Source organism: Nitrospira sp. BLG_1, from assembly GCF_047338595.1.
In the GTDB taxonomy this organism is placed as follows: domain Bacteria; phylum Nitrospirota; class Nitrospiria; order Nitrospirales; family Nitrospiraceae; genus Nitrospira_D.
In genome coordinates this window covers 1-13,412 of the sequence record NZ_JBLFBO010000055.1, presented here as the reverse complement: position 1 = coordinate 13,412, position 13,412 = coordinate 1, and the positions used below count along the sequence as shown (strand labels likewise).

At 55.6% G+C, this 13,412-nt stretch carries 13 protein-coding genes; 3 read left to right on the top strand and 10 right to left on the bottom strand.

Annotated elements, in window-relative coordinates; genetic code table 11:
* The 4 genes from ACMTNU_RS18625 to ACMTNU_RS18610 all read right to left on the bottom strand — a co-directional run.
* Positions 1–1,472, bottom strand: a 1,472-nt coding sequence (locus ACMTNU_RS18625) for an AAA family ATPase (RefSeq protein WP_413936801.1), incomplete at its 3' end; no start/stop codon positions are given.
* 65 nt (positions 1,473–1,537) lie between these two features.
* Positions 1,538–2,596, bottom strand: coding sequence for a S1C family serine protease (locus ACMTNU_RS18620; protein ID WP_413936800.1), 1,059 nt, complete (start codon positions 2,594–2,596; stop codon positions 1,538–1,540).
* A 52-nt stretch (positions 2,597–2,648) separates the two neighbouring features.
* Complete coding sequence (locus tag ACMTNU_RS18615) at positions 2,649–3,071, bottom strand: secondary thiamine-phosphate synthase enzyme YjbQ (RefSeq protein ID WP_413936799.1); 423 nt, start codon at positions 3,069–3,071, stop codon at positions 2,649–2,651.
* Positions 3,072–3,080: 9 nt separating this feature from the next.
* Positions 3,081–3,953, bottom strand: a complete 873-nt coding sequence (locus ACMTNU_RS18610; protein ID WP_413936798.1) for a hypothetical protein — start codon at positions 3,951–3,953, stop codon at positions 3,081–3,083.
* Positions 3,954–4,103: 150 nt separating this feature from the next.
* Between ACMTNU_RS18610 and ACMTNU_RS18605 the strand changes: the two genes are divergently transcribed.
* Complete coding sequence (locus ACMTNU_RS18605) at positions 4,104–4,742, top strand: hypothetical protein (protein ID WP_413936797.1); 639 nt, start codon at positions 4,104–4,106, stop codon at positions 4,740–4,742.
* Positions 4,743–4,765: 23 nt separating this feature from the next.
* Positions 4,766–5,167 (top strand): HIT family protein, encoded by a 402-nt coding sequence (locus tag ACMTNU_RS18600; protein ID WP_413936796.1) that lies wholly within the window; start codon positions 4,766–4,768, stop codon positions 5,165–5,167.
* A 713-nt stretch (positions 5,168–5,880) separates the two neighbouring features.
* On the opposite strand, the gene ACMTNU_RS18595 is transcribed toward ACMTNU_RS18600, so the two are convergent.
* The 4 genes from ACMTNU_RS18595 to ACMTNU_RS18580 all read right to left on the bottom strand — a co-directional run bounded on the left by ACMTNU_RS18595 (position 5,881) and on the right by ACMTNU_RS18580 (position 9,398).
* Positions 5,881–6,228, bottom strand: coding sequence for a DUF3574 domain-containing protein (locus tag ACMTNU_RS18595; RefSeq protein WP_413936795.1), 348 nt, complete (start codon positions 6,226–6,228; stop codon positions 5,881–5,883).
* 263 nt (positions 6,229–6,491) lie between these two features.
* Positions 6,492–6,791 (bottom strand): hypothetical protein, encoded by a 300-nt coding sequence (locus tag ACMTNU_RS18590; protein WP_413936794.1) that lies wholly within the window; start codon positions 6,789–6,791, stop codon positions 6,492–6,494.
* Positions 6,792–7,156: 365 nt separating this feature from the next.
* A complete protein-coding gene (locus ACMTNU_RS18585; protein ID WP_413936793.1) occupies positions 7,157–8,026 on the bottom strand; it encodes a hypothetical protein in 870 nt (289 codons plus the stop codon).
* A gap of 337 nt (positions 8,027–8,363) precedes the next feature.
* Positions 8,364–9,398, bottom strand: coding sequence for a hypothetical protein (locus ACMTNU_RS18580; protein WP_413936792.1), 1,035 nt, complete (start codon positions 9,396–9,398; stop codon positions 8,364–8,366).
* 538 nt (positions 9,399–9,936) lie between these two features.
* On the opposite strand from ACMTNU_RS18580, the gene ACMTNU_RS18575 reads away from it, so the two are divergent.
* A complete protein-coding gene (locus ACMTNU_RS18575; protein ID WP_413936791.1) occupies positions 9,937–11,733 on the top strand; it encodes an OmpA family protein in 1,797 nt (598 codons plus the stop codon).
* 154 nt (positions 11,734–11,887) lie between these two features.
* Here ACMTNU_RS18575 and ACMTNU_RS18570 read toward each other — a convergent pair whose 3' ends face one another.
* Positions 11,888–12,151 carry a hypothetical protein gene (locus ACMTNU_RS18570; protein ID WP_090742466.1) on the bottom strand — a complete coding sequence of 88 codons (264 nt, stop codon included), beginning with the start codon at positions 12,149–12,151 and terminating at the stop codon, positions 11,888–11,890.
* Positions 12,152–12,536: 385 nt separating this feature from the next.
* Positions 12,537–13,043 carry an NUDIX domain-containing protein gene (locus ACMTNU_RS18565; protein WP_413936790.1) on the bottom strand — a complete coding sequence of 169 codons (507 nt, stop codon included), beginning with the start codon at positions 13,041–13,043 and terminating at the stop codon, positions 12,537–12,539.
* Positions 13,044–13,412: the final 369 nt, after the last annotated feature.

Sequence of the window (13,412 nt, the reverse complement as noted above, 5' to 3'; positions counted from 1 at the left end):
CCACTGACAAGATCGCCGCGGTACAGCACCGTACTCTGACCACTTCTCAGCCTGATCGAGAGGAAACGGGTTTCTTCCGTTCGACGGAAGATCGTCTCAATAATGTCTTCGACAAGCGACACCACTGCCTTCACAGGCTCACCCCCGCGGTCCTGCACCAACTTGGGGTCAAGTGGAAGATCCGCCGTCAAATAGACCTTCAAAATCTCAGCTGCGGCAGCCTTGTTGGGCCGACCGACTTTAATTTTTCGATCGATTCGACCGGGACGCAACACAGCCGGATCGATCAGGTCCGGTCGGTTGGAGGCCAGAATGATGACGACATCCCGCAACGACTCGATCCCATCCATTTCGCTGCAAAACATCGGGACAAGCGTGTTTGAGATATTGAAAGAACGCATGGCACGCCGCGTCCCCACAATCGACTCCGCCTCGTCGATGAAGATGAACGGCAGAGCTCCTTCTTTTCGCCGAGCCCGAGCCTGCTCAAAGAGATCCCGGATCATCCGCTCCGACTCCCCCAGCCACATGTTGAGAATTTCCGGTCCTTTGACATGAAGGAATGCCCCGCTCGTCACTGGGAGGCGATTCTCCAGATCAGATCCACGTCCCTGCTGCGATTCGCTGAGCCGCTTGGCTAAGCTACCGGCAGCGGCTTGCCCTATCAGCGTTTTCCCACACCCGGGTGGTCCGTAGAGCAAAAACCCCTTTGGTTGAGAAAACTTGAACCGTTCGAACGTCTCCGCATGCACGAGAGGATATTCAATCGCCTTGCGGATCGCAGTGATCGCCTCGTTCTGTCCTCCAATCTGTTCCCACGTGACCGTGGGTGTTTCATCCAGAACATGGCGGCTGGCCTTCCGATCCACCAGTTTCTCAAGAGCTATGCGGAGACTAGGATCGATTCGAATATGGTCCCCCGCACTGAGCTCGACACTGAGCAAATCCGTCGAACGCTGCAAAATCAACGACTGCCGGCCCATATCCTGCTCAAACCGCAACCGGCCGTCCGGTAACGTTTCAGCCAGTTTCAAAATGGGCCCGTTCCGATCGTACCCCAGGGTCCGAATAACCGCATAGGCTTCATTGACCAAGATCTGGGTGCCGATCCGCAGGTCGGCATCAGCCACGCGAGGATCCACGTTGGCATAATACTCCGCCCCACCGACGATGATACGGGCGAGACCCGGAGCCGGAATCTCAAGCAAGGTGCCGATCCGATTGGCTGGCGCTGTGAGCTTGGCCACGACCTCACTCACCTTCTTGAGCTCTAACTCACGTTGCTGAGAAGCAGTTTGAGACAGCATCACGGCATGCCGCAGCTTGTACAGCAGCTTTTGCCGAGGATCACCATCTGAGAAAGAGGCGAGACACTGTTCAATCAACTCGATCGGATCCGTCCCGGTCTTCAGCGACGGCTCATCGCTCCTGTCATGCTGCGTCTCCTGGTCAAAAGAACTACGATCACTCATAGACAGTCCTTTACCAAACAGAATTGAGTGATCCTACCATACACATGTTGTGAATTACCGCCACGCTAGTTGACGGCCTGTAGCGTGACCGCCACCTTTTCGCGTCGGTTACCGCGGAGGATTTCGACGGTCACCTGATCACCGACCTTATGTGCTTCCATGACATCCATGAGATCATCAATGGTAGTCACAGCTTTGCCGGAGACCGCGACAAGGATGTCACCAAGTTGGATCTGTCCCGTCATCGTTTCGCGGGCCCCCTTGAGACCGGCGCGGTCCGCTGGCCCGCCGCGCGTCACCTTGCCGATGATCACCCCTTTGATTCCCCATCGCTTTGCCATTGCATCAGGGACCAGCGAGACCCCCAGTCCAGGACGGATAAGCTTCCCGTGCTTGATGAGTTCAGGAACGATACGATTGACGGTATCGACCGGAACCGCAAACCCAATACCGGCATAGGCCCCACTCGGACTCACGATCTGTGTATTGACCCCGATCAATCGCCCCGCACTATCGAGCAAGGGACCGCCGGAGTTGCCAGGATTGATCGCGGCGTCCGTCTGAACCACCCCTTCAATCGTTCGATTAGACATTGATTTGATGGTCCGGCCCAAGGCACTGACGACACCTGTAGTCAAGGTGTGATCGAGCCCAAACGGATTTCCGATCGCCAGCACTTTTTGCCCAACTCGCAAATCATGAGAGGAACCGATCACCATCGGCTCCAACTGGCCGTCCGAAACTTGTATCTGAAGCACCGCCAGATCGTGATCGGGATCGGCCCCAACCAACTTAGCCTGATGTTCACTCCGATCCGCCAAGGTCACCTTGATCGCATCAGCTCCATAGATGACATGAAAGTTCGTGACGATGTGCCCTTGCTTGCTCCAAATGAACCCGGATCCTGATCCCTGCGGCACTTCCATGACATTGAGGGACCAAATGTCCTGCTGGATGGCGGTATTGGCAATGAACACCACGGACTTCGTCGCTCGCTCAAAGACCGTGATCGTCGTTCGCTCATCGGCACCCAGCTCCAGGGGCGCAGGCGTCACAGCCCGCGGTCTTCCTTCAGGGCCGTCATAGACGGCTCCCAGCGGCTTGCCCCAGTCCGCCGCGACCACTGTTGAACTCAGTAAGAAAGTGACGAGGAACAGGTAAGAATATCTGAGCGGGCTATTCACCTAATACCTGTAGGACCAATTCACGGGTTCGCGCACGCGTGTCAAAATCCACGAGGACGATCTGCTGCCAAGTTCCAAGCAGCAGCGACCCGGCGGTAAACGGAATCGTGACGGAAGGCCCTTGCAGTTGCCCTCGAAGGTGACTGTGACCGTTGTCTTCTCCCGGATTAACCGTATTATGTCGCCAGCGGGGATCTACCGGGATGAGACGGTCCCAAAACGTGTGCGTGTCGGCGCGGATCCCTGGTTCATCCTCAATGATCATCACGGACGCAGTCGTGTGCTTGACAAAGACCGTCACAATTCCTGCATGAAGCTTCGCCTCTGCCACGGCAGCGGCAACAGACTTAGTAACATTTTCGATCTGAGTCCCCCCGGCCATTTGAATGGTCAGCGTTACAGTCCGAACGGCCATCAGATGCTCCTAGGCAGTAAGATTGCGGAGGTACCGGCGGTCGTGCTGAGTCAGCGGTTCACCTCGCGCTGCCTCAAGAATCGAGTCAAAGGCCCCCTCGGCCGTCAATCCTCGTACAGCAGCTACAACCTCGCCACTGAGGATCCCCTCTTGCTCCAACTTATCCAGATACGCAAACGCCTCTGCCAAGCTTTCTTTGCTCCTGGCATAATAGTCACGTCCTCGACGCTGGTTACTGTAAGCCTCAAATTGCTCACAGGCCACAAGGACTTCCGCTAATTGTTTCACCCATGATGGTGCCTTGGCTAACCGTTCCGGGTAATAGTAGTACAGCATCACCTGCTGCATCCACGGTTGCCAGCTCACCCCCAGCTTCGTGAACGTCGGCCTCACCGCCCGCAACCGCCTAGCCAGGCGCCTGGCATACCCCAACCTCATCTCAACCTGCTCGATCGCCCAGCGATCCAGCAGTACTCCCGCAGCCGCAAGGTCCTTTCGATAGCGCGACACGAAGGCCTCCGTCTCACGACCATACCGTGTATGCGGATGAACGGCTCGCCATTCACGAGGTCTCGTGGGAATGCCCTGTTGTTTCGCCCACGACCAGATCGTGCCAAAGAGTCGTCGATCCAGACCCGCACGGCCGAGGTCGTGCAGCAGGCAGGCCACATGATAGAGCCGGACCCGATCTTCAGGATGTCTCAACCGCACGGCGACAGCCACACACATCGTCGCTGTTCTCACGGCATGGGGACGGTCGTAGCCACGGATGATGCGATCTTGGTGGAGGGGATGAGGATAGTCGTACAGACTCATCAAGGCTTTCACGAGCGAGCGTGAAACCCCTGGCGCTTGTAATCGGGAAGGAACAGATCGTGCCATGCCTGATAGATACACCCACGGGATGATACAGATGCTGGGGAGAATATCGTCGGAAGGAAGAAACTGTCAAGGCAACTTCGAAGAGGAATCGGCTCGCTCAATACTCTTGGGTCTGCTATGCTCAAATCATATCCAACGAACGGTACCGGGATGATGAGTTGGTTACGACGCGGTGGGCTCATCGGGATTGCCCTCATGGTAACGGCGCCAATGGACACCGTCGCCGCTTCCCCGGATCAGCTGACCGATCTCACCGGACGAGTCCAGGTTCTGGTGACGTTGAAAAGCCGAGATAACTTTTCCAGTGAATACCGGTATGACATCAGTGTCAGAAACCTTTCACCGGATACGATCACCGGCGATTCTTTGGTGATCGTCCTCGACAAGATCACCAATCTCGCAGGCGAGGACCACGAAGCATTGACCGGGGAATCATTCCTGAAGCGATTCGATGTCCTGGACCAGGACGGCCAGACTGGTGACGGGAAACCCTACTTTCATATCCCGTCGGGATCCGCGCCAGACCTCACTCCACAATCAGACAGTCTACCTGCCAGCATACGCATCAGAAATAGGGACTATGTCGCAGTGTTTACCCCGTCGTTTAAGGTCTTTGGACAAAAACGGGTGTTGCCCGACGCAAAGCGTCCGGGAGGCTCACTCTCCGCCCCTGCTCCTCCGGAACCTGCCGCAGCTGCCAACCGCAAGACCCTCGATATGCTGATTCAGCTGCTGATCAAGAAAGGAGTCCTGACGGAAGAGGAGTGGAAGAAAGCCACCAAGCCGTGAGTGAGTCACCCTGTATAGCCTGTATGGGCACTTGGCCCCGTCCAGACCATTTTCTTGAAGATCTTGGATTGTCCAAAGCCTATCTGCACGAAGACCAGTTCTTCCCTGGATGGACGGTGTTGGTCTTTCACCGGCATGTCACTGAACTGTTCCAATTAGCGCCACCCGAACGTGTTCAGCTGATCGAAGATGTCAGCCGTGTAGCCGGCGCCTTATTCGAGATCTACCACGCAAAAAAAATCAACTATGAACTCTTAGGGAATCAGCTCCCCCACATCCATTGGCATGTGATTCCTAGACTGCCGAATGATCCAGCCCCACTGGAACCGGTGTGGCGCGTACCACATACCCCTGTCCATCTCACAGGGGTAACGCTTCAACACACAATCGATCGTGTACGATCCGCTCTTCGAGGAAAGGGGTAACCCGCACGTGATCTTATGACGGTTGATCATGAATGAGGTGGACCGGACCAGCGATCATGTCTACAAATAGAGTCCGATCTGTTATAGACATGCGACTGTGCCTCAGGGCTTTTTAAAATCCTCGCTAGAGCCATCTTTCCTTCAGGCACCCCTTGACAGATACAGAACAACGCACCTGGCAACAAGAACGCCATCCCCAGAAAACATCACAACCTGTGGATATCCAGTCAGCAGACTGGGAATAGTATGGGCATCAGCCTCATGAAGGGGATAACTCCTGGCAAGTTTCTAGGAATGCGCAAGAAACTCACAAACTACTCATTGAACCACTATTCCTAGGTGTTCGATTGCGAAGAGGCGGATGCTTAAATAATAGGCACTTTGATAATTTTACGCGTGATTCGCACTCTCCCGACCAGATTGCAAGACTTACACACAAGGTTATACACAGAAGATGGGGAGTACGGATATTCCGGCCCGTTAATTTCTAGCGAGAGCCCAAATTCGGAAACGGCAAGGATCTAGCCCGCATTATTCATGAGCACTTCTGTTGCAATCGCCGATCCGCTGCTGCGACAAGCCTTCGGGCGGTGGACTCGCCCCTCGGTCCCTCGACGTACTGCACGAGTACGCCTCAGGACCTCCGGACTCCGCGCACCGCTCTCACAAGGCGGCTCCTCGATTTCGCCACGAACTGTCATGAATAATGCGGGTTAGAGCGACGTGCAGACAATAGACGACACACGGAGCACCGCTTCTTGGTGAAAGCGAGTTTTGTAGGAAGAGAGAATATCCCGCATCGCCTTGTCTGTAGTAGCATTGCCTGGATGGATCAGACTGAGAATATAGGTCGGTTCGTTCACCATCACACCTGACGCCGCCCGCCATTGACCCGACGCCTGCCAGACGGAAAGTCCTTCAGGAAACCGCGGTGTCACCGTCTCAGTGAGAAATCTTGTCCAATCTTCCGGCGTGACTGAACCCGACGGTGTGTCGGTTCCGAAATAGACCATTTCTTGAACGGCACGTTGCCCGCCCTCACCACAAGCAAACCCACTCATCGTCCCGCAACTCGAGAGTACGATGCAAAGGAGAAGACTCAGAGGGCCCCCACCGGCTCTCCAGAAAATAACCAGCTTTCTCTCAAACCTCCTGTCGTCTCGATCTGGCAACACAGCCACTCCGGTTGAACACTGAGACCTCACTCCAGCGGCTCTCACGATGTCCAATGACTGGGTGATACCCCACACACGAATACGATCGCCAAAACAATGGCGCTTCTCCCGCTGAACTAAAAAGAACGCCCCGCGTCTCTCCCAGAACCTCAAGCCTTCAGCCTGCTCGGCGGTAAAGGGCATTCTTGGGCCGCTAATGTTTGCTCGGCTTGAGCAACGGCTTTTCGGAGCGGCTCCAGGTCTTCATCGGTGTTCCGCCTGTTGGAGAGACGCTTCACCACCTGAGCCGCTGCCTCCGCCAAGACCTGCAACGCCTCCCTCATATCATCAGACTCGGTAGATTTTCCGGCTGCAGCTGCACGGGCCATGGCGAGACGACGACGCGGTCCGACATACGGCTCTGGAGCAATTGGATTGTCCTTTTCGAGCTCTGGTCGTCTGAATATCATGACGATTCTCCCATACGATCCGACCAATACCTAGACGCTGTCTTCATACATACTTCTCCAGCCAACATCACTGCGACAACATTCGGCGTTCGTGAAACGTGAAGCGCATCTCGTCAACCGTCGTCCGTTGGGGAGCCAGCCGTTCGTGATTTGATCCGTGAGAGGCCTGCCTCTCACTGCCAACCTCAGGGTTGCACCCACGCCCGTGTCACGTTTCATGCACAACGCTTGACGAGTAGTGCGATCCGAGAGGTTTCGTCATCCACACCGCCATGAAAATTTCCAGCCAGAGACCTGCAGCCGCATGCTCATCAAAACCCAGGGCCCATCAATCCACTGGCGGTGTGACGCCAGGCTCATCTGACCTACCTGGGCAGATTCGGCTCCACCTGTCGAGGACTTGGTGCACGCAAGGAGCGCAGGCCGGTCACGATGGCCTCCAGTTCCGAACGCGCACCCGTTCTGTGCAGAGTCTCATCGAGTAACGCGCGCAGCTCAACCCGCGCGTCACGCACGCGTGTCACGCGAAACGTGAAACTGTAGTCCGGTAAATCGGCATCACTGCATACCTCGCCGCTGGGACAAGGGCTCAACACAACCGTCTCGATATGTTCATCACCGACATTCGGCAACACCGCTTCAAGATCCAAGGCGGAAAGATCGACCCGAGCACGACCGATAAAATCCGCACCACTCCCATCATCCGCACAATGGGGCCCGGCATGCAGACCCTTCCCGGGAGGCAATGTTTTGCAGAAACCAGTCCGCCACCCCACTACATCCTTCTCCCACAGCTCCACTCCAAAACTCAGTGGAGCAGGTTCACCGGCCTCATTGCAGACCGACGTCTTTCCCAAGACAACAATCCCCGGTCGTACTGCGACAATACAACTCCGAACCGGCTCAAAGGAGTAAAATTCTCCTGAATCGACACCACTGAGCTCAGCCGAAACGGTCCAACCTTTTGAGTCTTCCGTCCCGACCATCACCTCATCACTCCCCCACCAATCCCAGCCGGTTTCATTCCGTGCCTTGAATCCTACCGCCTCAAGCTTATAACGTCGTTCCGTCCACTCAATGGCATCCCATGCAACGTCCTGCTCGACCACGGCTCGGACCTCCGAGGTCCCGGACGGCGACGCGGTCAGAGGCTCGTGCGCAAAAACATCGGCACCAAAGCACGAACATGCCGCCACACTCACACACCACGTCATCAATCGTCTCTGCAACACCATGAGGCTCCTCTTACCTGAAACTGTGATCACGCAACCCTTCCATTCTACTCAGCCCCATTCGTATCACCAGATCGACCTACTGATGTACAGAGCTGGCCGGATATAATCCATTGGCAATCATCGAACACCAACACCGCGTGAGGCTGTACGGAGGTGAGACTTAAATCGGGTGACTGTCCCGCCAACGAGCTGCGGGAGAACTATTCGGACAATCTCACGGCACCCTAACACAGATGAAGAACCTGGATGATGTGATCAGACTCTGACCACCACCGTCACTCCGGCTGAACCTCGACAGACCATGCTCAACACCTGCCGGCCTTGGGCCCACAACACCTCACCGCCTTCCCGTCTTCAATTTGGCATAGAGAGAACAGCCTTTCTGCTCTCGGAGGTCGCAGGCTTTTCCATAATGCTTGAGGGCTTCCGTGTCATCTGATTTGACGCCCCGTCCGACTTGATAGATCACCCCGAGATTGATGCAACCCTTGGCGTCGCCATCGTCACAGGCTTTCCGGTAGAGCGTTGCTGCACGAACATCGTCCTGCTTAATTCCGTTGCCCGCCGCATACATCGAGCCGAGGTTGGAGCAACCCCTTGCACTCCCACCGTCACAGGCCTTCCGGTAGAAATCGGCGGCTTGGAAATCGTCCTGTGGGACCCCCGTCCCTTCGGCATACATCACGCCAAGATTATAACAGCCTCGTGCATTTCCGCCGTCACAAGCCTTCCGGTAGAACTCGGCGGCTCGAATATCGTCCTGTTGAATTCCCGTCCCAGCCGCATACATCGCAGCGAGGTTGTAGCAACCTCTCGCGTTTCCGCTCTCACAGACCGCTTTGTAGAGATCAGCCGCTTGCACCTCATCTTGCTGGACTCCGGTTCCAGAGGCATACATCACGGCCAGATTGTAACAACCCTTCATACTTCCGGTATCGCAGGCCTTCCGAGTAAAATCGGCGGCTTGAACCTCATCCTGTTGCACCCCAGTCCCCTCGGCATACATTACCCCGAGATTATAACAACCCCTGGGCTCTCCCCCATCACAGGCTCTCCTCGCGAAGACCACTGCTTGCACATCGTCTTGCGGAACCCCGGTCCCCTCCGCAAACAAGACTCCGAGATTAGAACAGCTCGTCGGATCACCGAGGTCACAGGCTTTTCGAAACATCGCTGCAGCTCGTGCCTCATCTTGCTTCACCCCCTCACCCTTGATATGCAACAATCCAAAGGCGTTACAGGCAGTCGGCGCCCCTCTCTCACAGGCCGCCTTCAGCTGTTGGGATTGATCTGCAGCGTGCACGAGCTGCACCCCGACCAAAACTAGGACTCCGCTGATAAGGCAGGCAGGAAGCAACGTACGAACCGTCATGACATACCCTCCGAAGACGCAGAATAAGGTGAGTGCGCGCAGTCTAGCGAGATTCCCCGTTCAGATTCAAGGCGGGAGAGCGTGCCTCAATGCGCATCAGTATGGTGCATCAACTTTATTGCGGTCGTGCCATCCAACCCACAAATACGTTGCGACAATTTTGATAAGAAACGTATGAACCCTCACCCTGCAGACTATCATCCCCATTCGGATTCCAGATCGTCCACGTCGAGAGCGCGAGGCACAAAAGATGGGCACCCGTCGGCATGCACCTCATCACCCTTCGACCTATGACGAGCAACCGATTCCGCCTCACGCACCCGTTGCAAAGTGAATCTGGAAGGCGATAGGATCCGTTTCCCTCTTGCTCGGTTCGTTCATGTCGGAGGGAACGGCGCCGCCATTGGCTGGGACGTCATCGCCCTGCCGCCTGTGATATCTGAGCGGAGTCCATAACCACTTCCGTGCCGTGATGCCCGTGAGTAGGGCGCCAATCCATGTGTCGTCACCGCACTGTATCCCATTTGGTAGGTCAACCATGCTTGTGAAAATCTCGACCTGTGCACTCATCGTCATGGCCCTGTTCTACGGATCTGTTCCGGTTTCGATTGCGATTACTCAACCGATAGGAGTGAATCCATCATCCACCGTTCCACACGATCGTCTTCACACTCCACCGACCTCTCCCCACCTGTTGCCCTACGGAGCCTGGTATGGACCTCGACATATCCCAGTTCCCGCAAATGCCCCCCGGATCTATCGCATCGACGACGAGTCGCTCCGAAGTGCAATAGACACCCAGGCCTCGGATGATTTAGGTATGGCCAGGAACAATCTCCAGGCGGCCAAGCAGAAAATCGACGAGCTCAAGCAACGCGTTGGCGAGCTCGTGCTGCAACTCCACGCCAAGGACACCGAAATCGCCACCTTGCGGTCGAACGCAATCGACAATTCCAGGAAATTTCGTGAGGACCTCGCCGCACAAACGGAAGAGCTGAATCAAGCCAAACGCCGAGTGATCGAAGTGGAGCAACAGATGGCGGCAACCGCAAAGGGACAGGAACTGGTTCAAGCCAAGCGCCGTATCGCCGAAGTTGAGCAATTGGCTGCTAAGAAAGACCAGGACCTCACCCAAGCCAAGCGCCGCATCTCAGAGGCGGAACAACTGACAGCCAACAAAGAGCTGGACCTGAACCAGGCCAAGCGCCGCATCAACGAGGCCGAGCAACAAACGGCGGGCAAAGAGCAGGAGCTGATCCAGATTAAACGCCGCGTCAGCGACGCGGAACAGCAGACGGCAAAAAAAGACCAGGAGGTGGTCCAAGCCAAGCGCCGCGTCAGCGAAGTTGAACAACAGCTGGCAGCGAAGGAACAGGAAGTGACCCAGGCGAGGCGCCGGGTGACCGAGGTCGAACAACAGATGGCGTCCTCAGGACGGGAACAGGAACTGGCCCAAGCCAAACGCCGGGCCACGGACGCGGAACAACTGATCGTGAAAAAGGAGCAGGAGCTGACACAGGTAAAGGACGAGCTGAAACAAGTCAGTCAAAAGTTCGCCGACGTGAATCCGCAACTCGTGGCGAAAGAAGCAGAACTCGCTCGCACTAAACAAATGCTCGTGGATATTGAGTTGAACGCCAATGCCAACACGAACGCATCAAAACAGACCGACGCCGCGGCCACACAAGACGAACCCCCTCCCGCTCTCTCGCTCCAGTCGATCGATCAAACACTCTCCGCATCCTCCATACTGGGGGCGGATGCCGCCGATGAAGAAGAAACACTCACGCTCATCGGGAACAGCGACCTCCGCAAGATCAGCGAGAGCCTGACGAGCTTGCTCCAACCAGAGCTGAAGAAGGGCACGGTCACAGTGAGACAGCGAGGTAATAAGTTGACCCTGGCGCTCGCCAATAGCGACCTCTTCTCCACCGGTGACGCAACCGTGACCCTCGGAGGCACGTCGTTACTCGAACGGATCGGCGCCGTCTTGCACGGATCCCGGTACCAAGCGATTGAAGTGGCGGGACATACCGACAATACCCTATTCCGATCCGACCTGCGAAAGGGCTTTCGGGATAATCAGGAACTCTCGCGCGCCCGGGCTGACTATGCCGTGCAAGTGCTGATCAACGGAGGACTGCAGAACGACCGAGTCAAAGCCGTGGGCTATGGCGATAGTAAACCGATCACGACGAATGATACAGACAAGGGCCGGAGCAAGAACCGTCGATTGGAAATCGTGATTACCCAGACATCGGAATCAGGAATTGCAGTAGGTGAAGGGAAAACCCAAGTCGGCAAGAAACCACACGATGGGTCACACAAGCGGTGACGGCTCAGTGACGAGAGGACCTGTTCAGAAGTTTTGCCTGCCTCTGAACAAGTCCACACCTCGCAGACTTTCTTAACAGCTCACCCGACCACGTCCAAATCCTCGCACCGAAACACGGATGGCCTAGGTTAAAGCAGAACAACCCGCTGAATGTTCAGAGTCGGCTCCGCAGCCGCTCATACCCGTTCTTCAATTCCTCAATCGCCTGGTTCAGTGCATCACCGACGGACACGGCTGTTTTCCCCACTTCTTCACGCGCAGCCTCCAGCTTCGGCTTGATCTCGTCCCACTGGGTCTCCAGGCGAGCCCATTCGTCCTTTGCCTCCGCCTTCGCCAGATGCAACTGTACTTGTAGTTCATCGCGTTGCTGCTTGAAATGTTCGAGAGCTTTCGTGATTTGCTCAGTAACCTCTGCCATAGGATGCGCTCCTTTGTGAGAAGGTGGACAGATGGAGTAACAATGTCTGCGTCACATGACCACGACTCATCCCATCAAGCCCAACAGCCTCACCCTACTGGGAGGATCCGGACAGGACAGCCCAGATGAGCCTGTGGTTGCTCACCTACCCGATGAGCTCTGGGTGGATGAGTCTGCATGCACCATACAACCGGCAGGTCCAGAGTTCAACCCTACACCCTGCTCAATTGCAAACGCCCTTTCGCCATACATGCTCAGTTATGGGTACATCGAGAACCGTGCGGGACGCTGGCATCCAACCAAAGAGAAAATTCCACTATCAAATACTAAGACCTGGCCAGTACGTAGGGTCTTCCGAACGGCGCAGCGGTTCAACCTAAACAGGTTACACGCCTGGAGGACGCCATGTGGAGGGCTTAAAGTAGGATTGGGCTGGGACTTGACCAACGGCGTTGTGGATCTCAAGAAAATGGTGATAACAAGGTAGACTCTCAATTTCGCTCGGATCAAAGAACCCTGCGTCGGAGGTTTCCTCCTGATCGGCGTGAGGGATTCCGGTGATCACTCTCGCCCTAAACACCGTCTCGACCCCTGACAGGTGATCACCATTTGGATACACCACGGAGAACCGTTCCCCTGCAAAGACGCCGAGAAGCTGTGTGAGTTCGACGTACACTCCAGCCTCCTCCCACACTTCCCGTACTGCTGCGTCTGATGGGAGCTCATGAGGGTCGATAATCCCGCTCGGCGCCCCCCATAAGCCTGAAGACTTATCCTTGACGAGCAACATCCGTCCCTGATCATCATAGACCAGGACCGCCACCGTCGGAACGTGCAACAAGACGGTCCCAACTTTTGCACGAAGAGATTTGATGAACTCAGGTATCGCCATACGGTGGACGATACGCCATTCTCAATAAAGAAGCGAGCCACGACAGGCGTATACCCAGCACTTTGCACATGATGATCAGGAACGGAACCTTGGCTCCGCGCAAGTCCCTTTTTGAGTCGGTATCGCGGCAAAACCTGGGGTAGTCGGGTAAGTCAAGGAGCAAGCGATGGTACCTACCCCTCAGCCCCGTCTGCTTTCGAAACGCCGCATTGACAGATGCGTTTGCGAAAGTGCACCATATACCCCTCGTTGATCTGGTGAAGTTCGCATCAATTCGGATGAAGAGAATATACAACGCCGGGATTAATCTTTAGAGCAGAAGGAGACCAGGATCATGGCATTGCTGATTACCGACGAATGTATCAACTG

What these genes read in the sequence shown, in the direction of transcription:
- ACMTNU_RS18605 (WP_413936797.1), top strand. Translation starts at nt 4,104, where the DNA reads ATGATGAGTTGGTTACGACGCGGTGGGCTCATCGGGATTGCCCTCATG.
- ACMTNU_RS18575 (WP_413936791.1), top strand. Translation starts at nt 9,937, where the DNA reads ATGCTTGTGAAAATCTCGACCTGTGCACTCATCGTCATGGCCCTGTTC.
- ACMTNU_RS18610 (WP_413936798.1), bottom strand. Translation starts at nt 3,953, where the DNA reads ATGGCACGATCTGTTCCTTCCCGATTACAAGCGCCAGGGGTTTCACGC.
- ACMTNU_RS18565 (WP_413936790.1), bottom strand. Translation starts at nt 13,043, where the DNA reads ATGGCGATACCTGAGTTCATCAAATCTCTTCGTGCAAAAGTTGGGACC.
- ACMTNU_RS18590 (WP_413936794.1), bottom strand. Translation starts at nt 6,791, where the DNA reads ATGATATTCAGACGACCAGAGCTCGAAAAGGACAATCCAATTGCTCCA.
- ACMTNU_RS18600 (WP_413936796.1), top strand. Translation starts at nt 4,766, where the DNA reads ATGGGCACTTGGCCCCGTCCAGACCATTTTCTTGAAGATCTTGGATTG.
- ACMTNU_RS18585 (WP_413936793.1), bottom strand. Translation starts at nt 8,026, where the DNA reads ATGGTGTTGCAGAGACGATTGATGACGTGGTGTGTGAGTGTGGCGGCA.
- ACMTNU_RS18615 (WP_413936799.1), bottom strand. Translation starts at nt 3,071, where the DNA reads ATGGCCGTTCGGACTGTAACGCTGACCATTCAAATGGCCGGGGGGACT.
- ACMTNU_RS18595 (WP_413936795.1), bottom strand. Translation starts at nt 6,228, where the DNA reads ATGAGTGGGTTTGCTTGTGGTGAGGGCGGGCAACGTGCCGTTCAAGAA.
- ACMTNU_RS18570 (WP_090742466.1), bottom strand. Translation starts at nt 12,151, where the DNA reads ATGGCAGAGGTTACTGAGCAAATCACGAAAGCTCTCGAACATTTCAAG.
- ACMTNU_RS18580 (WP_413936792.1), bottom strand. Translation starts at nt 9,398, where the DNA reads ATGACGGTTCGTACGTTGCTTCCTGCCTGCCTTATCAGCGGAGTCCTA.